Here is a 17,680-nt window from a genome sequence, read left to right as displayed (position 1 = left end):
GCTGGAGGTGGCCAGCGGCAACGCCAGCGGCAAGATCGTCGCCGAACTCGACCGCATCAGCAAATCCTTCCCCGGCGCGGATGGCGGACAACGAACGGTGATCCGTGATTTCACGGCCACCATCCTGCGCGGCGACAAGATCGGCCTGATCGGGCCCAATGGCGCAGGCAAGACCACCCTGCTCAAGATCATCCTGGGTGAACTGGCGCCCGACAGCGGCACCGTGCGCCAGGGCAGCAAGCAGACCGTGGCGTACTTTGACCAGATGCGCGACCAGATCGACCTGGACGCCACGCTGGAGGACTTCATCAGCCCGGGCAGCGAGTGGATCGAGATCGGCAACAAGCGCACCCACGTCAAGAGCTATCTGAGCGACTTCCTGTTTTCCCCGGCGCGGGCCAACGCGCCGGTGCGCACGCTCTCGGGTGGCGAACGCAATCGGTTGCTGTTGGCCCGCCTGTTCGCGCGCCCGGCCAACGTGCTGGTGCTCGACGAACCGACCAACGACCTCGACATCGACACCCTGGAGCTGCTGGAGGACCTGCTGCAGCAGTACGAGGGCACGGTGTTCCTGGTCAGCCACGACCGGCGCTTTCTCGACAACGTGGTCACCAGCACGCTGGTGTCCGAGGGCGAAGGGCGCTGGCGCGAATACGTGGGCGACGTGCAGGACTGGCTGACCCAATCGGCCCGTGCCGAAGCCTTGCAGCGCGATCGCACGCCCGCGGCCGCCACGTCCGCGCCTCCTGCAACGCCCGCGCCCGCCAAAACGCCCAGCGCCACGGCCAAACCGAAGCTGAGCTACAAGGAGCAGCGTGAATTCGATGCGCTGCCCGCGCGCATCGCCGCGCTCGAAGCCGAACAGGCCGAGATTGACCGCCTCCTCGCCGATGGCCAGCTTTTTGCCACCGACGCCACACGCGCCGCTCAACTTGGCGCCCGGCATGCCGATATCGAGGCGGAGTGGCTGCAGGCTCTGGAACGCTGGGAGGCGCTCGGCGGCAGCTGACGCCTTTCGTGCAAGGACCGCACGCAGCCCGTCTCTCATGCCAACGACGCCCCCTCGCATTGCTCAGGATCTGCAGCGCGCGCTCCAGGAGTTGCGCGCTGAGCGAGAGCGCACCCAGCAGTTGTTGGCCGAGCTGGAGCGGCAAAACCACGAACTGGACCAGTTGCGCAGCTCGGTGCACTGGGAGTCCAACAGCCGCCTGCTGGCCGAAGAAGCGCTGGACGCCACCCAATACCGACTGCAGCTGGCCGTGGACGCGGCCGGCCTGGCCTTGTGGGACTGGCAGCTCCGTTCGCCCCAGGTGTACCTGACGGCGCGCTGGGGCGAGATGCTGGGCGACGTCGCCATGGACGGCTACTGGGACACCACCGCCCTGCTTGAACGCGTGCACCCGGACGACCGGGGCCTGGTGCAGACCGCCGCGCGCAAACTGCGGACCGGGCGGCGGCAGCGTGGCGTGGTGCAGTACCGCGTGCGCACCGCCGACGGGAAATGGCTCTGGATCGAGAGCCACGGCATGGTCACGGAGCGGGACGCCACGGGGCGACCGCTGCGCCTCATGGGTACCCACGCGGACATTGGCGAGCGCAAGCGGGTGGAAGAAGCGGGCGTGCGCGCTCGCGAGCTGGCCGAGCAGGCCAGCCGGGCCAAGAGCGAGTTCCTGGCCAACATCAGCCACGAGGTGCGCACCCCGCTCAACGCCCTGATCGGTCTGACCCGCCTGCTGATCGACTCCCCGCTCAACCTTGAACAGAAAAGCTGGCTCGACCTGATGGACAAGTCGGCCCACGCCCTGCTGGACCTGCTCAACGATGTGCTGGACCTTTCGCGCATCGAAGCCGGCAAGCTGCCCATGGAAAACGTGCACTTCATGCTGCGCGACACCTTGCAGGAAGTGAGCGCTCTCTATGGCGAACAGGCACAGGCCAAGTCGCTGGGCTGGAGCCTGTTGCTGGCACCCGACCTGCCCGAGCGCATGCAGGGCGACCCCGGGCGGTTGCGCCAGGTGCTGGGCAACCTGCTGTCCAACGCGCTGAAGTTCACGCCGCGCGGTGGGCGCATCGTGATCACGGCGCGTGTGCTCGCAGCCAGTGCGACGGCGCCGCAACGCCTGCGGCTGCAGGTGCAGGACAGCGGCGTGGGCATTGCCCGCAAGCACCAGGCCAGCATTTTTGACGCATTCACCCAGGCCGACGCCTCCACCGCACGCCGCCACGGGGGCAGCGGGCTCGGTCTGGCCATCTGTTCGCAGTTGGTCAAGCTGATGGGCGGCGGCATCGAACTGGTGAGCGAGCTGGGCCAGGGCAGCTGTTTCACCGTGACGCTGCCCATGGGCGACAACGCCGCGGATGCGGGGCCACACAGCGCGCCGATGGAACTGAGTGAAGTGGCCCAAGCCGGGCGGCGTTTTGCCGGCCTGTGCGTGCTGGTGGCCGAGGACCACCCGGTCAACGAGCTGCTGATGCAGCAGTTGCTCACGCGCCTGGGCTGTACCGTGCGACTGGCGCGCGACGGGGAACAGGCCGTGGCACGGTGGGAACAGGGCGGCGTGGATCTGGTGCTGATGGATGTGCAGATGCCGGGCACCAACGGTCTGCAGGCCGCCCAGCGCATCCGCGATCTCGAAATCGGCCGGCGCATCCGCCGCACCCCCATCGTGGCGGTGACGGCCAACGCCATGCCGGGCGACCGCGAGGCCTGCCTGGCCGCGGGCATGGACGGCTATATCTCCAAGCCGGTGAGCCCGCAGACCCTGATCCGCACCATGGACGAGGTGCTGATGCGTGTCTCGGGCGTGTTCAGCGACTGGCGCGAGGCGGTGGAGCTGGCGCCCGATCAGACCGGCGCCACCGGTACCGCGCCAGCGGGGCCGCTTGATCTCGACGCGCTGCGCCGCCGGCTCGACGGCGACGACACCACCCTGCGCCAGCTGGCGCTGGCCATGCGCAGCGACCTCGGCGAACGCCTGCAACAGCTGCAACTGGCGCTTCAGGCCCGCAACGCCGACCTAGCGGTGGCCCACGCCCACGGGCTCAAAGGCTCGCTGGGCAGCATGACCGCCGAGCGCGGCGCGCGCCTGGCCAAGGGACTGGAACTGGCGGCGCGCTCGCGCGACTGGCCGCTGTTTGGCCGTGTGTTGCCGCTGATGCAGGCCGAGGCCCAGCGCATCGACACCGCCCTGTCCGACCTGCTCAGCGCTGCGCCACCAGGCGACTGAAGACGCGCCAGAAGGCCGCGTCCTGCGTGGTCGCGAAATTGATGCGCATGAGCGTGCTGGGTGCGCGCGCGGCGTGGAACAACGCGCCGGGCGCGAGCAGATAGCCCTCGTCGAGCATGCGCTGCGCCAGCACGTCGGTGTCCACGCCGGTGTCCACCCAGCCAAACAGGCCCGTGGGCTCGGCCGCGAAACGGCAACCCGCCGCCAGCGCCAGCTTCACGCTGCGCGCCCGCGCCGCATCCAGCCGGGTGCGGATGCGCTCGGCATGGCGCCGCAGCTGCCCCTGCTCGATGCACAGCGCCAGGGCCTTCTCCAGCAGGGCCGGCGTGGTCAAGGTGGCCAGCAGCTTGGTGTCCAGCAAGGACTCCACCAGGGCGGGCGGCGCGGCCAGGAAGCCGATGCGCCAGTTGGGCGCCAGGATCTTGGCGAAACCGCTGACGTAGATCGTGCGCTGCAACCCGTCCAGCGCGCTCAGGCGCGTGGCGTGTTCGGGCGCGATGTGGCTGTAGGTGTCGTCCTCGACGATGTGGAAGTCGTGCTGGTTGGCCAGCTGCAGCACGCGGTGCGCGCTGCCGGGCGAGAGGCAATAGCCAGTGGGGTTGTGGAATACGCTCACGCTCACATAGAGCTTGGGCTTGTGCGCCTCGCAGTACTTCGCCATCACCTCCAGGTCGGGGCCGTCGGCACGGCGCGGCACGGGCAGGATGTGCATGCCCAGCGCCGAGAGCCGTGCGAACTCCACCGCCCAGCCCGGCTCCTCCACCATCACCGGATCGCCCGCGCGCAGCAGCGTGCGGCTGACGATGTCCAGCGCGTGGGTGGCGCCCACGGTGGTGATGATGTGCTCGGGCGCGGTGTGCACGTTCAGCGAGGCCAGCTTCTTGGCCAGCACGCGGCGCAGCCCGCCGTCACCCAGCGGCTCGCCGTACTGCAGGGAAAAGTCCTGCAGCGCGCGCGTGCCCGTGACCTTGCGCACGGCCGCCGGCATGAAGGTCGATTCGAGCCAATCGGGTGGAAACACGCCCATGCCCGGCTGGGGCTTGTTGCTGATCTTGTGGAACATGCCGCGGATCAGCGCGGTGGCGTTGACCGGTGGCGCGTCGCGCCCGGGGCCGCGCATGGCCATCCAGTGGGCGGTGTTCCAGTGGGCCGCCGCGGCGCCCGGCGGCCCGGGCTCGCCCGCCGCCTGCGTGGCGTGGTCCGCGCGCTCCGGCGTCAGTTCCCGCACAAAGAAGCCGCGGTTCTTGCGCGCCTCCACCAGCCCCTGCGCCAGCAACTGGTCGTAGGCGGCCACCACGGTGGACGGACTCACATCGTGCTGCAGCGCGCACTGGCGCACCGAGGGCAGGCGCGCGCCGGGCGCCATCAGCCGGTTACGGATGCGCTCGGCGAAACGCGTCGCCAACTGCTCGGTCAGGGATTGCGTGGAAGACTTCATCAACATGGGCGCGCATCCTTGGGGGGGTGTCTGTACTGCCACGGCAAACCATACAGTTCATCAACTGCACTGGTTAACTGTATTGGTCGTGTATTGATTTGAAAGATTACATTGAACCCCATCGATTGACAAGACCGACCGAACCACCGCCCCACCCCGCCCCATGAGCGCCTCCGAGCTGACCGCCCTGCTGCTGTTTTGCACCGCGATGAGTTTTTCGCCGGGGCCGAACACGACGCTGTCCACGGCGCTGGCGGCCAACCTGGGCCTGCGGCGCGCCATGCGCTTTTGCCTGGCGGTGCCCGCGGGCTGGACCCTGCTGATGCTGGCCACCGGCCTGGGGCTGGGCGCGCTGATCACCGGCGTGCCCGCGCTGCGCTGGGGCGTCACGCTGTTTGGCGTGGTCTACATGCTGTGGCTGGCCTGGAAGCTGGCGGGCGCGGGGCAGCTGTCCCAGGTGGACGCGTCGCGCCTGAACGTGGGTTTCTGGCAGGGCGTGGGCCTGCAGTTCCTCAACATCAAGGCCTGGATGCTGGCGCTCACGCTCACCGCGGGCTGGGTCGTCAACGCGGCCGGGCAGCCCTCGGACAACCCGGGGCAACGCCTGGCCATCATCTGCGGGGTGATGGTGGGATTCGCCTTCAGCAGCAATTTCCTCTACGCCCTGGTGGGCTCGCTGCTGCGCCAGTGGTTGGCGCAGGGCCGGCGCCTGCTGTGGTTCAACCGCGTGCTGGCCCTGGTGCTGGTGGCCACGGCCCTGTGGATGCTGATGGTGGGAACGCAACAAGGAGGCACCCCATGACCGCCGCCAAGGAAAAAGAAGCCCTGCTCTGGGGCCTGGTGGGCATCACCCTGTTTGCCGCCACGCTGCCGATGACGCGGCTGGCCGTGGGCAGCGCCGAGGCGCCACAGCTCTCGCCCTGGTTCGTCACCTTCGGGCGCGCGGCGGTGGCCGGGGTGTTGTCCATGCTCTATCTGCTGTGGCAACACACCCGAGGGCAGCTCAAGGTGCCCCGGAAAGCCGAGTGGCCGCTGGTGGGCGTGACCGCGTTTGGCGTGATCGTGGGCTTTCCGCTGTTTCTGGCACTGGCGCTGCGGCACGTGCCCAGCACCCATGGCGCGGTGGTCACGGCGCTGCTGCCCCTGTCCACCGCGGTGCTGGGCGCGCTGTGGTTCCGCCAGCGCCCCTCCAACGGTTTCTGGGCCTGCGCGGTGCTGGGCAGCGGCCTGGTGCTGGCCTACATGGTGTGGCGCGCGGGCGGCCTCTACCTGGGCGCGGCCAACATCTACCTCGTCATCGCCATGACCACGGGCGCCTTCGGCTACATCGGCGGCGCGCGCCTCACGCCGCGGCTGGGCGCCGAGCAGGTGATCTGCTGGGTGCTCATGTGCAGCCTGCCGCTCACCCTTCCGATGGCCTGGTTGTTTGCGCCGGCCGACGTCTCGGCCATTGCGGCCATCAGCTGGTGGGGCTTCGTCTATGTGGCGCTGTTCTCCATGTGGATCGGTTTCTTTGCCTGGTACCGCGCGCTGGCGCTCGGCGCGGTGCGCGTGAGCCAGATCCAGCTGGTGCAGCCGTTCCTGAGCCTGCTGTTTGCCGTGCCGCTGGTCGGCGAGCGGCTGGACGGGGTGACGCTGGCCTTCGCCCTGGCGGTGATCGCCACCGTCTACGCCGGGAAAAAGATGCCCGTGCACCAGAAGGTTCCCGCATGACCCCCACGCCATACCTGGAGCCACACCGTCCGGTGCTGCGCGCCGACATGGCCCTGCACGGGTTGCCGGTGGCGATCGGGGCCTACGTTTCCGTGAAGGACTGAACATGCAGCTGCACCACATCCCTTTTGGCACCACCGACTGGCGTTCCCTGCCGCGCGAAGAGAAAAGCGCCCAGGCCGGCCAGGCCTACTGGCGCACCCTGCAGCTGGGCGACGTGCGCGTGCGCATGGTCGAATACACCCCCGGCTACGTCTCGGACCACTGGTGCACCAAGGGCCACATCCTGCTGTGCCTGAGCGGCGAGCTGCACACCGAGCTGAAAGACGGCCGCCGCTTCACGCTGACACCCGGCATGAGCTACCAGGTGGCCGACAACGCCGAGCCGCACCGATCCACCGCGCCGCAGGGCGCCACCCTTTTCATTGTTGATTGACTGAACGACTGAACGACCGGAGATGCACATGAAACCCAACGATCTGCCCATGGCCAACCCCTGGACCCTCGCGCGCCGCGCCGAGCGCATGAACCCCTCGGTGATCCGCGAAATCCTCAAGGTCACCGAGAAGCCCGGCATCATCAGCTTCGCGGGCGGCCTGCCTTCGCCCAAGACCTTCCCGGTGGACGCCTTTGCCGCGGCCTGCGCCCAGGTGCTGGGCACCGACGGGCGCGCCGCCCTGCAATACGCGGCCAGCGAAGGCTATGCGCCACTGCGCGAATTGATCGCGGCCCAGTTGCCCTGGGACGTGGACCCGGCGCAGGTGCTCATCACCACCGGCAGCCAGCAGGGCCTGGACCTGGTGGCCAAGGTGCTGATCGACGCCGGCAGCCGCGTGCTGGTGGAGACGCCGACCTACCTGGGCGCGCTGCAGGCCTTCGCCCCGATGGAGCCCGAGGTGGAGAGCGTGGCCAGCGACGCCGAGGGGGTGGACGTGGACGACCTCGAACGCAAAGCCGGCCGCGGCGCCGAGCGCGCCCGCTTCCTCTACGTGCTGCCCAATTTCCAGAACCCCACCGGCCGCAGCATGAGCGAGGCGCGGCGCCAGGCGCTGGTGGAGCGTGCGGCGGCCATCGGCCTGCCGCTGGTGGAAGACAACCCCTACGGCGACCTCTGGTTCGACCAGCCGCCGCCCCTGCCGCTGACCGCGCGCAACCCCGAAGGCTGCATCTACCTGGGCTCGTTCTCCAAGGTGCTGGCACCCGGCCTGCGGCTCGGTTATGTGGTCGCACCCAAGGCCATCATGCCGAAGCTCCTGCAGGCCAAGCAGGCGGCCGATCTGCACAGCCCCAGCTTCAACCAGCGCATGGTGGCCGAGGTGCTGAAAGACGGTTTCCTGGAGCGCCACGTGCCCACCATCCGCGCGCTCTACAAGCGCCAGTGCGCCGCGATGCTCGACGCACTGAAAACCGAGATGGCCGGCCTGAACGTGCAGTGGAACTCACCCGACGGCGGCATGTTCCTCTGGGTGCGCCTGCCCGAGGGCATGAACGCGGTGGAACTGCTGCCCAAGGCGGTGGACAAGGGCGTGGCCTTCGTGCCCGGCGCCGCGTTCTACGCGAGCGAACCGGACCCGCGCGCGCTGCGCCTGTCGTTCGTCACCGCCAGCGTGGAGCAGATCCACATCGGCGTTGCCGCGCTGGCCCAGGCGATCCGGGAACAACAGCAACCGGGCTGAGCACCATGCTGCGCATCTGGGGCCGCCTGAGTTCGATCAACGTGCGCAAGGTGGTGCTGTGCGCGCAGGTGCTGGGGCTGGAATTCGAGCGCATCGACGCGGGCCTGAGCTTTGGCGTCGTGAACACGCCGGACTACCGTGCCCGCAACCCCAACGGCCTGGTACCGCTGCTGCAGGACGGCGACTTCACGCTCTGGGAGTCGAACGTGATCGTGCGCTACCTGTGTTGCCGCGAAGGTTCGGCCCTGTACCCGCTGGACCTGCGGCAGCGCTTCAACGCCGAGCGCTGGATGGACTGGCAGCAGACCACGCTCAACCCGGCGGGCAGCCCCGGCTTCAAGCAGTGGATACGCACGCCGGACGCCCAACGCGACCCGAAGGTGATCGCCGCCTCGGTGGCCGCCACCGAACCGCTGTTCCAGCAACTCGACGACCACCTCGCCCGCCACGCCTTCATGGCGGGCGACGCGCTCACCATGGCCGACATCCCCATCGCCTGCGAAGTGCACCGCTGGTGGGGCCTGCCGCAGCCGCGCCCGGCCTGGCCGCACCTTCAACGCTGGTACGCGCAGTGGCTGGCCCACCCGGGCAGCCGAGGCGTGCTCGACCAGCCTTTGTCCTGACCCTGGAGCCCCCCCATGCAGCAACGCCCGTTCAAACAGGTGGACGTGTTCACCACCACCCCCTACCGCGGCAACCCGCTGGGCGTGGTGCTCGATGGCACCGGCCTGTCGGCCGCCGAGATGCAGCATTTCACGAACTGGACCAACCTCTCGGAATGCAGCTTCCTGCTGCCACCCACCCCCGAGGGCGCGGCCGCCGGCGCGGACTACCGCGTGCGCATCTTCTGCCCGGGCCGGGAACTGCCGTTCGCCGGCCACCCCACGCTGGGCAGCTGCCACGCCTGGCTGGAGGCGGGCGGCGTGCCACGCTCCGAACACGTGGTGCAGGAATGCGGCGTGGGCCTGGTGAAGCTTCGCCGGGGTGAAAGCGCGCTCCCTCGAGGAGCAGCGACCCGCGAAGCGGCGCAGCGTGGGGGCGAGGCCCTGCTCGCGTTCGCTGCGCCACCGCTGATCAAGAGCGGTCCGTTGGATGAAGCCGATGTGCAACTCATCGCGCGCGGCCTGGGCGTGGCGCGCAGCGACATCACGGCCCACGCCTGGTGCGACAACGGGCCCAACTGGCGCGGCGTGATGCTGCAGAGCGCCGAGCAAGTGCTGGCGCTCAAGCCCGATGGCGCGGTGCTGGCGGGGCTGGACATCGGCGTGGTCGGGCCCCACCCGGCGGGCAGCGACACCGCGTACGAAGTGCGCGCCTTCTTCCCCGGCAACCAGGGCCTGGCCGAGGACCCGGTCACCGGCAGCCTGAACGCCGCGCTCGCGCAGTGGCTGATCGGCGCCGGCCTGGCGCCCGAACGCTACGTGGCCGCGCAAGGCACGGCGATGGCACGCGAGGGCCGCGTGCACATCGAGCGCGACGCCAGCGGCAGCATCTGGGTCGGTGGCGCATCCGTCACCTGCATCGACGGGCGCGTGACGCTGTGAGCGTGATCCCGGGCGCCCAGATCGACCACCTGGTGGTGGCCGCGCGCACGCTGGACGACGGCGTGGCCTGGTGCGAGGCCACGCTGGGCGTGACGCCCGGGCCGGGCGGAGAGCACCCGCTCTACGGCACGCACAACCGCCTGCTGCGGCTGGCCTGCGCGAGCGCGCCACGCGCCTACCTGGAGATCATCGCGATCAACCCGCGGGCCACGCCCACGCGCCCGGCCGGGCACGCGCGCTGGTTCGACCTGGACGACCCGGCCCTGCAACACCGGCTGGCGCAACACGGGCCGCAGCTGGTGCACTGGGTCGCCAGCGTGCCCGACATCGAAGCGGCCCACGCCCGCCTGCTGGCGCTCGGCATCCAGCGTGGCCCGGTGATCGGCGCCTCGCGCCCCACGCCGCAGGGCCTGCTGCAATGGCGCATCACCGTGCGCGAGGACGGCCAGCGCCTGTTCGACGGTGCCTTGCCCACGCTGATCCAGTGGGGCGACACGCACCCGGCCGCGTCCATGCCACACAGCGGCCTGACGCTGCAGGCCCTCACCCTCTCCCACCCCGAAGCGGCCCGGTTGCAGCAGGCCTTGGCCGCGATCGGCCTGGACGGCGTGGCCGTGGCGCCGGGCCCGGCCGCGCTCAGCGCACGGCTCAACACACCCCTGGGTCCGCGCACACCGTGCTCGATCCCCTGACTTCCCCGCTCAAACCATGCCCCACACCCTGCCCACCCTTGCCGACATCGAAGCCGCCGCCCAGGTGGTGTACCGCGAATTCCCGGCCACCCCGCAGTACCGCTGGGCCACGCTGAGCCAGCGCCTGGGCGCGGACTGCTGGGTCAAACACGAGAACCACACCCCGGTGGGCGCGTTCAAGATCCGTGGCGGCCTGACCTATTTCGATCGGCTGAAACAGCGCGGCGAAATGCCCCGCGAAGTGATCAGCGCCACGCGCGGCAACCACGGCCAGAGCATCGGCTGGGCGGCGCGCGCGCACGGCGTGGCCTGCAGCATCGTGGTGCCGCACGGCAACTCGCTGGAAAAGAACGCGGCCATGCGCGCCCTGGGTGTGAACCTGATCGAACACGGCGCCGACTTCCAGGAAAGCCGCGAACACGCCATGCGGCTGGCCACCGAACGCGGTGCGCACATGGTGCCGAGCTTCCACAAGGACCTGCTGCGCGGCGTGAGCACCTACTGGTGGGAGTTCTTCAAGGCCGTGCCGCGGCTCGACGTGGTCTACGTGCCCATCGGCCAGGGTTCGGGCGCGTGTTCGGCCATCGCCGCCCGGCGGGCGCTGGGGCACGGCGCGCGCATCGTCGGCGTGGTCAGCGCGCACGCCACCACCTATGCGGACTCCATCGCCGCGGGTCGTGTGGTCGAAGCCCCCGTGACCACCGAACTGGCCGACGGCATGGCCTGCCGCGTGGCCGACCCCGAGGCCCTGGCCGTGCTGGCGCCACACCTGGACCACATCGTGCGGGTGACGGACGACGAAGTGGCCGCCGCCATGCGCACGCTGTTCGCCGACACGCACAACCTGGCCGAAGGCGCCGGCGCCGCAGCCTTCGCGGCCGCGTGGCAGGAAAAACAAACCCTCCAGGGCCTGAACGTGGGCGTCAGCCTGAGCGGAGGCAATGTGGACAGCGCCATGTTCGCCAAGGTTCTGGCCAGCACCAACTGAAGACCGGGACCCTCCGGCGCGAAAGGTCCGAACCGGGAACGCGGCGGAACTGGCTTTGCCAGGCCGCTCGCGTTGCCCCCCCGGGGGGGTGACCCGCCCTTAGGCGGGGCGCGGGGGGGACACCAACCGTGCCACCACCTCGCAGAACGCCTCGACCGCGTCGGTCTTGAACACCACCTCGCGCACACCGGCGGCCACCGCCTCGGCCTGCAGTTCGTCGGTGATGTAGCCCGAGGCCACGGCCACCGGCAGGTTCGGGCTGAGCGCCAGCACCGAGCGGGCCACGTCCAGCCCCGACATGCCGGGCATGTTGTAGTCGGTCATCAAGAGGTCGAAGGCGGCGGGCTCGTTGCGCACCGCGTCGATCGCCTGCTTCTGGTCGGTGAAGGTGGTCACCTTGTAGCCGCGTCGCTCCAGCAGCCGGCGCACCAGAAACACCAGCGTGTCGTCGTCATCCAGGTACAGGATGTGGCGCTGGGCTGTGATGAGGTCGTCGGCCATGGCGGGGGTCTCCACTGAAGTTGGTAAGGGCGGCTCGCTGTCGTCACGGTGTTCTGGCGCCATTGTGCCGCCATCCAGACCCGCTCCGCCGTTCGCGGCCAGGGGGGTTTTCGGGGCCGGCTCGGTGTGCGGTGCGGCCGGAAAATACAGCATGAAGGTGGTGCCTTGGCCGGGCACGCTGTCCACCTGGATCGCGCCGCCGTGGGCCTGCACGATGCCCAGCACCACCGGCAGCCCCAGCCCGGTGCCGCTGCCCACCGCCTTGGTGGTGAAGAAAGGTTCGAAGATGCGGTTGCGCGTGGCCGCATCCATGCCACAGCCGTCGTCCGTCACCATGACGCGCACGGCGCCCACGCCGCTGATCGCGCTGCTGCGCGCCAGCTCGGCGGGCAGGTTGGGGTCGCCCGGGGGCACGGTGTCGACCCGGAACTCGATGCGCCCGGGTTGGCCCTTCAAGGCGTGCACCGCGTTGGTCCCCAGGTTGAGCAGCACCTGCCCGATCTGGGTCGGGTCGGCCTGGATGTCCGGCGTGCCGGTGGCGAAGCACTGCACCAGCTGCACCTGCGAGGGCGTGGCCGCCCGCAGCAGGCTGCAGGACTCGGCCAGGATGTCGCCCACGCAGACCGGTTTGCGCTGCATCGGCTGCTGGCGGCTGAAGGCCAGCACCTGGCGCACCAGCTCACGGCCCCGGCGGGCCGCGGCGCTGATCTCGTGCAGGCTCTCGCGCGCCGGCGCGCCCGGCGGCAGGTCCTGGCGCGCCAGGTCGGCGTTGCCCAGGATGGCGGCCAGGATGTTGTTGAAATCGTGCGCCACGCCCCCGGCGAGCGTGCCCAGCGCTTCCATCTTCTGCGACTGGGCCAGTTGCTGTTCGAGCGCCTGCTGTTGCCACTGCGCCTGGCGCAGCGAGGTGATGTCCACGAAGGTGAACATCACGTGCCGCAGGCCGCCGATGGCGTCGTTTTCGGGGTAGGCGTTGCACAGCGCCCACTGGGTCTGCGCGCCGTCGCCCGACTGCATGCCCATGATCACGTCGGCCACGGGTTGCCCGGTGGCGAGCACGCGTTCAAACGGGACCTCGTGGCGCGGCATCGGTCGCCCGTCTTCGCGCAGCAGGCGCCAGTCGGGCGCCAGCGGTTCGGGCATCGCCGAACGGGCATCGCACTCGCTCCAGCCCAGGAAGCGCCGTGCCGCGCTGTTGACACTGGCCAGCGTCTGGTCGGGCCGGAACACCATCACGCCGGCGCTCAGGTTTTCGATCAGCGCGCGCGAGTCGGCCTCGCGGGTCTGCAGCACCTGCCGCGCCCGGTCCCCCTGCTGCTGCAGGCGCAGCGTGACCAGCGAACTGAAGATCACCAGGCGCAGCAGCACGTCGATCATGGTGGCCAGCAAGAGCACGGGCACCGCCGGGCTGGTGCGTTCGCCGGTGGCGCTGACCGGCAGGAACCAGACGCTCACCGCCAGCCCGATCAGCGCCACGAGCTTGAACCAGGTGACCCAGCGCAACACCTGCAGTTCCAGGATGCGGTGAATGGGGTCGAAGCGGCGGATGTCGTGCAGGGCCACGCCGGCGATCACGACCCCCGCCACGGAAAACAGGGTCTGGCGCGCCGCCATCGAGTCCCAGACCGAGGTCAGCAGCACATTGCCCACGAACACGGCCAGCAGCGCCGCCAGCACCGGCCGCAGCGCGTAGGGTTGCCCCAGGTAACTGCGGAGCCCGATCCACAAGAACGCCGCGCTGGCGACGAACGCGGTGTTGGCCACACCGAAGGTGAGCAGCTCGGGCCCGTCGGGGCGCAACCCCAGCCCCACCGAACCCAGACCCGCCAACAGCCCGGAGACCGTCCACCAGCCCGGGCCGCCCACGGAGGGGTGGCGGCGCGACTGGGCGAAAAATGCGGCGGTTGCCAGCCCATCGACGCAAAGCCGAAGTGCCAGGATGGTCAGCAGATCAAGTTGCATGGAGGGTGGGCGGGTTTCTCGTGCTCCCATTGAAGCACAGGACCCCCCGGCCAAACGCCGGATCTGCCCTGCTTTTCCAGCGCGATTCCGGTCCGGGATGGCGGCAGTCGCTGCCGGGACAAAGCCCGTGCCCCGGCCTCCACCAGAATGCCGCCATGGGAACCCTCTACCTTGTGCGCCATGGCCAGGCCTCGTTTGGCGCCGACGACTACGACCGGCTCAGCGCGCTCGGCCAGCGGCAGAGCCAGCGGCTGGGCCAGTACTGGGCCGAGCGCGGCCTGCGCTTTGACGCGGTGCTCACCGGCACGCTGCGGCGCCACGCGCAGACCTGGGCCGGCATCGCCGAAGGGGCCGGGCTGGGCGACGCCCAGGCGCTGGCCTGGCCCGGTCTGAACGAATACGACAGCGAGGCGGTGATCCGCGCCGTGTTGCCCCGCGGCGGGGACACGGTGCTGGGCGACCCGCACTCGCCCGAGGGTTATCGCGCCCATTTCCGGCTGCTGCGCGACGGCCTGGCGCAGTGGATGGCGGGCACCGTGAGCCCGCAGGGCATGCCCAGCTACGGCGATTTCGTGCACGGTGTCACCAGCGCGCTCGACCATGTGCGCACGCACCACCACGGCCAGAAGGTGCTGATCGTCTCCAGCGGCGGGCCGATCGCCACGGCCGTGGGCCATGTGCTGGGCCTGAGCCCCGAGGGCACGATCGAGCTGAACATGCGCATCCGCAACAGCGCCGTGACCGAGTTCCAGTTCAGCCCGAAGCGCCACACCCTGCTGACCTACAACACCTTGCCGCACCTGGACGGCAGCGCGTACGCAGACTGGATGACGTACGCCTGATCAATCAAACGCCGTGCGCTCGGTGAGCGTGTCCGGCGGCAGGCGGTCGATTTCGCCCAGCAGGTGCGCCAGCGCGCGCCCTGCCGCATCGAGCACCGCGCGGCCCTTGTCGGCGCTGGCGGCGCCCGCGTTGCCCACCGCGCCGCTGGCGTTGTAGTCCTGCATCATCCAGCCGAGCTTGGCGCTGCGGCCGTTGCCCAGGATAGGGAAGCGCTGGGCGCGGTCCTGCGAGCTGGAGCGGAAGTAGCCGGCCTGGTCCATGCGCACCCGCCCGGGCGCAAGCGCCAGCATCAGCGACGTTTCGATCTCGCCGGCGTGCACGCCGAAGCGGTGCTCTTCGGCGCTGAAGAGCGCGTTCAGGTCCTGGCCCTGCGTGTCGGTCAGCGGCAGGTTGAACCAGCTCACGCTGTAGACCAGCATGCCCAGCCGCGCGCGCAGGTCGCGCGCCACCAAGTCCATCGCGCCCACCTGGCCACCGTGGGCGTTGAACAGCACCAGCTTTTTCACCCCGCTGGCGGCCACGCACTCGCCGATCTCGGTCCACACGCGCAGCACGGTTTCGGCCTTAAGCGTGAGGGTGCCGGGGAAACGTGTGTGCTCCGGCGAAAAACCCACCGCCTGGGTGGGCAGGAACAGCGCCGGCAGATGGGGGGCGAGGTGCGGCAGCGCGGCGGCGATCACACCGTTGACGATGTCGGTGTCCACCGACAGCGGCAGGTGTGGGCCGTGCTGCTCGGTCGCGGCCACCGGGAGCACGGCGATGGCGCGCGCCTTGTCGAGCGAAGCGAAGTCGGCGGTGCTCAGGTCGGACCAGTGGCGGGCTTGGGCTTTCATGGGGGGCATCTTACGGCGGTCCGCGCCTTCTTTGGGGCGGGTGGACCGGGGCCGGCGCGAAGCGCTCGGTAAGATGGATCACATGACCCAGGATCTCTTTCGCCAGGACGCTTACCTGCAGCACTGCGGCGCCACCATCACGGCCGTCAGCGAACACGGCATCGTGCTCGACCGCAGCGTGTTCTACCCGCCGGGCGGCGGGCAGGCCGGCGACGCCGGCGAACTGCGGCTGGCCGATGGCAGCGCCATCGCCATCGTCGACACCCGCAAGGGCAAAGACGCCGAAGGCCGGCCCACGGCCGACATCGTGCACGTGCCGGCGCCCGGCCAGGCGGCGGCCCTCGCGGCGGCCACCGTGGGCAGCCCGGTCACCGCCCACATCGACTGGGCGCGCCGCCACCGGCTCATGCGCTTTCACACCAGCACCCACCTGCTGTGCCATCTCGTGCCGGTGCCGGTGAACGGCTGCTCCATCACGCCGGACTACGCCCGCCTCGACTTCCACATGACCGACCCGCTGGACAAGGACGTGCTCACCGCCGGCATTGAGGCCCTCGTGGCCGCGGCCCACCCGGTGGCCATCGGCGCCATCACCGAGGAAGAGCTCGATGCCAACCCCGCGCTGGTCAAGAGCATGAGCGTCTCGCCCCCTCGCGGCAGCGGCAGCGTGCGCACGGTGCGCATCGGCCACACCGATCTGATCGACCTGCAGCCCTGCGGCGGCACCCACGTGGCCAACACGGCCGAGATCGGCCGGGTCGTGGTCACGAAGATCGAGAAAAAGAGCGCCACCACGCGCCGCGTAATACTGGGGTTCGCTGACTGATCTTTCCGGAGAAAGGCCGATCCGCCGCCGGGCCGCCCCAAGGCGGATCAGCCCCCCTGGGGGGCAGCGACCCGCGCAGCGGCGGAGCGTGGGGGCTACTCCTTATTCCTGATACATCCACCCCCGCGACCAGGGCAGCGCCTGTGCGCTCTGCCCGGCCGGGCGGCACAACACCTGGTAGAGCGCCACCTCGTCGTGGTCAAACGCCCAGGCGCAACCCGCCAGGTAGATACGCCAGATGCGCCAGCGCCGCTCGTCCACCAGCGGCTTGATGCGCTCGGTGTTGGCCTCGAAGGCCTCGGTCCAGAGCTCGGTGGTGCGCATGTAGTGGCGCCGCAGGTTTTCCACGTCGAAGGCTTCCAGCCCGCCTTCCTGCAGCGTGCGCAGCACCGTGCTGACGTGGGGCAGCTCCCCGCGCGGGAACACATAGCGGTCGATGAAGCGGCCACCGCCGTGGCGCGTTTCGCCGTCCATCGCGTCGGTGCTGGTGATGCCGTGGTTCATGGCCCAGCCGTCGGGCTTGAGCAGCGCGCGGATGTGGCCGAAGTACGCCGCCAGATTGTCCAGCCCCACGTGCTCGAACATGCCCACGCTGGTGATGCGATCAAAGGGACCGTCGCCCACGTCGCGGTAGTCCTGCAGCCGGATGTCGATGCGGTCCTCCAGGCCGGCGGCGCGCACCCGCTCGCGCGCCAGCTCAAACTGATTTTTCGACAGCGTCACGCCCACGCACTGCGCACCAAACCGCTGCGCCGCGCGCAGCACCAGCGCGCCCCAGCCGCAGCCGATGTCGAGCAGGCGCTGGCCCGGCTGCAGGCGGATCTTGGTGAGGATGTGGTCGATCTTCTTCACCTGCGCCTCGTCCAGCGTTTCGTCGCCGTTCTCGAAATAGGCGCACGAATACACCATGCCCGGGCCCAGCCACTGGGCGTAGAACTCGTTGGACACGTCGTAGTGGTACTGGATGGCCTCGGCGTCGCTCTCGCGCGTGTGGCCAAAGCGCCGGCGGATGCGCCCGAGCAGGCCTTTTTCCGGCTCGGCCGTTTCGGCCAGCCGGTGCGCCACCGCCAGGATTTCGGACAAGGGCCCGTTCACGTCGATCAGGCCCTCCACATAGGCCTGGCCCAGCGTGTCCAGGCCGGGGTCGATCAGCAGCGGCAGGGCCGATGAGTCGCGCACGAGGATCTCCACCCGGGGTTCCACGAAGTCGCCCAGCGCCAGCGCCGAGCTCCCGGCCTCGCCCCAGCGCAGACGCACCGGCAGGTTGGCCCGTGTCTTCACCCGCTGCGCCCAGGGCAGCAGCGCTCGCTCCACGATCGATCCCATGCACGCACCTCCATGCCAGTCCAAACCATGCGCCGAACCCGTTTTTACCGAAAGCCGCCCTTTCTGTGAACCCTGTCACGGAAATGCCCCCGCCGCGGCGCCGGCCAGGAG

The 17,680-nt window shown here is 69.8% G+C and carries 16 protein-coding genes (1 of these 16 only partly in view); 12 read left to right on the top strand and 4 right to left on the bottom strand.

What is annotated here, in order from left to right; all coding sequences use genetic code 11:
- Positions 1–1,009 carry the 3' portion of a ribosomal protection-like ABC-F family protein gene (gene abc-f / locus AC07YZ_RS24200; protein WP_494796635.1) on the top strand. The gene continues 887 nt to the left of window position 1, outside the view, so only the last 1,009 of its 1,896 coding nucleotides appear in the window; its start codon lies beyond the left edge, outside the window; the stop codon is at positions 1,007–1,009.
- A gap of 37 nt (positions 1,010–1,046) precedes the next feature.
- Entirely contained in the window at positions 1,047–3,227 is a 2,181-nt protein-coding gene (locus AC07YZ_RS24195) for an ATP-binding protein (RefSeq protein WP_494796634.1), read from the top strand.
- On the opposite strand, the gene AC07YZ_RS24190 is transcribed toward AC07YZ_RS24195, so the two are convergent.
- Positions 3,202–4,671, bottom strand: a complete 1,470-nt coding sequence (locus AC07YZ_RS24190; protein WP_226490135.1) for an aminotransferase-like domain-containing protein — start codon at positions 4,669–4,671, stop codon at positions 3,202–3,204. The genes AC07YZ_RS24195 and AC07YZ_RS24190 overlap by 26 nt on opposite strands.
- Before the next feature lie 157 nt (positions 4,672–4,828).
- On the opposite strand from AC07YZ_RS24190, the gene AC07YZ_RS24185 reads away from it, so the two are divergent.
- The 8 genes from AC07YZ_RS24185 (at position 4,829) to AC07YZ_RS24150 (ending at position 11,278) form a co-directional block, all read left to right on the top strand.
- On the top strand, positions 4,829–5,467 hold the full coding sequence (locus AC07YZ_RS24185; protein ID WP_226490136.1) for a LysE family translocator: 639 nt from the start codon (positions 4,829–4,831) through the stop codon (positions 5,465–5,467).
- Positions 5,464–6,378 (top strand): DMT family transporter, encoded by a 915-nt coding sequence (locus AC07YZ_RS24180; protein ID WP_226490137.1) that lies wholly within the window; start codon positions 5,464–5,466, stop codon positions 6,376–6,378. Before AC07YZ_RS24185 ends, AC07YZ_RS24180 begins: the two co-directional genes overlap by 4 nt.
- Positions 6,379–6,484: 106 nt before the next feature.
- A complete protein-coding gene (locus AC07YZ_RS24175) occupies positions 6,485–6,814 on the top strand; it encodes a DHCW motif cupin fold protein (protein WP_226490138.1) in 330 nt (109 codons plus the stop codon).
- A gap of 28 nt (positions 6,815–6,842) precedes the next feature.
- Positions 6,843–8,054, top strand: a complete 1,212-nt coding sequence (locus AC07YZ_RS24170; protein ID WP_226490139.1) for an aminotransferase-like domain-containing protein — start codon at positions 6,843–6,845, stop codon at positions 8,052–8,054.
- Between the two features lie 5 nt (positions 8,055–8,059).
- Positions 8,060–8,677 carry a glutathione S-transferase family protein gene (locus AC07YZ_RS24165; RefSeq protein WP_226490140.1) on the top strand — a complete coding sequence of 206 codons (618 nt, stop codon included), beginning with the start codon at positions 8,060–8,062 and terminating at the stop codon, positions 8,675–8,677.
- 15 nt (positions 8,678–8,692) lie between these two features.
- Positions 8,693–9,598 (top strand): PhzF family phenazine biosynthesis protein, encoded by a 906-nt coding sequence (locus AC07YZ_RS24160; protein WP_494796633.1) that lies wholly within the window; start codon positions 8,693–8,695, stop codon positions 9,596–9,598.
- On the top strand, positions 9,595–10,290 hold the full coding sequence (locus AC07YZ_RS24155; RefSeq protein ID WP_494796632.1) for a VOC family protein: 696 nt from the start codon (positions 9,595–9,597) through the stop codon (positions 10,288–10,290). The genes AC07YZ_RS24160 and AC07YZ_RS24155 overlap by 4 nt, the downstream gene beginning before the upstream one ends.
- A 16-nt stretch (positions 10,291–10,306) precedes the next feature.
- On the top strand, positions 10,307–11,278 hold the full coding sequence (locus tag AC07YZ_RS24150; protein ID WP_494796631.1) for a threonine dehydratase: 972 nt from the start codon (positions 10,307–10,309) through the stop codon (positions 11,276–11,278).
- Positions 11,279–11,377: 99 nt separating this feature from the next.
- Here AC07YZ_RS24150 and AC07YZ_RS24145 read toward each other — a convergent pair whose 3' ends face one another.
- Entirely contained in the window at positions 11,378–13,741 is a 2,364-nt protein-coding gene (locus AC07YZ_RS24145) for a hybrid sensor histidine kinase/response regulator (RefSeq protein ID WP_226490144.1), read from the bottom strand.
- Positions 13,742–13,896: 155 nt separating this feature from the next.
- Here AC07YZ_RS24145 and AC07YZ_RS24140 point away from each other — a divergent pair, with 155 nt between their 5' ends.
- Positions 13,897–14,583: a histidine phosphatase family protein gene (locus AC07YZ_RS24140; RefSeq protein WP_494796630.1), complete on the top strand. Its 687-nt coding sequence runs from the start codon at positions 13,897–13,899 to the stop codon at positions 14,581–14,583.
- Here the strand turns inward: AC07YZ_RS24140 and AC07YZ_RS24135 are convergent, their stop codons facing one another.
- Positions 14,584–15,417, bottom strand: coding sequence for a creatininase family protein (locus tag AC07YZ_RS24135; protein ID WP_494796629.1), 834 nt, complete (start codon positions 15,415–15,417; stop codon positions 14,584–14,586).
- A gap of 82 nt (positions 15,418–15,499) precedes the next feature.
- Here AC07YZ_RS24135 and AC07YZ_RS24130 point away from each other — a divergent pair, with 82 nt between their 5' ends.
- Positions 15,500–16,243, top strand: a complete 744-nt coding sequence (locus AC07YZ_RS24130; protein ID WP_494796628.1) for an alanyl-tRNA editing protein — start codon at positions 15,500–15,502, stop codon at positions 16,241–16,243.
- A 102-nt stretch (positions 16,244–16,345) separates the two neighbouring features.
- Here AC07YZ_RS24130 and AC07YZ_RS24125 read toward each other — a convergent pair whose 3' ends face one another.
- Positions 16,346–17,569 carry a class I SAM-dependent methyltransferase gene (locus tag AC07YZ_RS24125; protein ID WP_494796627.1) on the bottom strand — a complete coding sequence of 408 codons (1,224 nt, stop codon included), beginning with the start codon at positions 17,567–17,569 and terminating at the stop codon, positions 16,346–16,348.
- Positions 17,570–17,680 lie beyond the last annotated feature (111 nt).

Source organism: Hydrogenophaga sp. GW101-3F08 (assembly GCF_059424585.1).
Note: the sequence above shows the minus strand (reverse complement) of the source record. Positions and strands in the feature narration are given on the sequence as shown.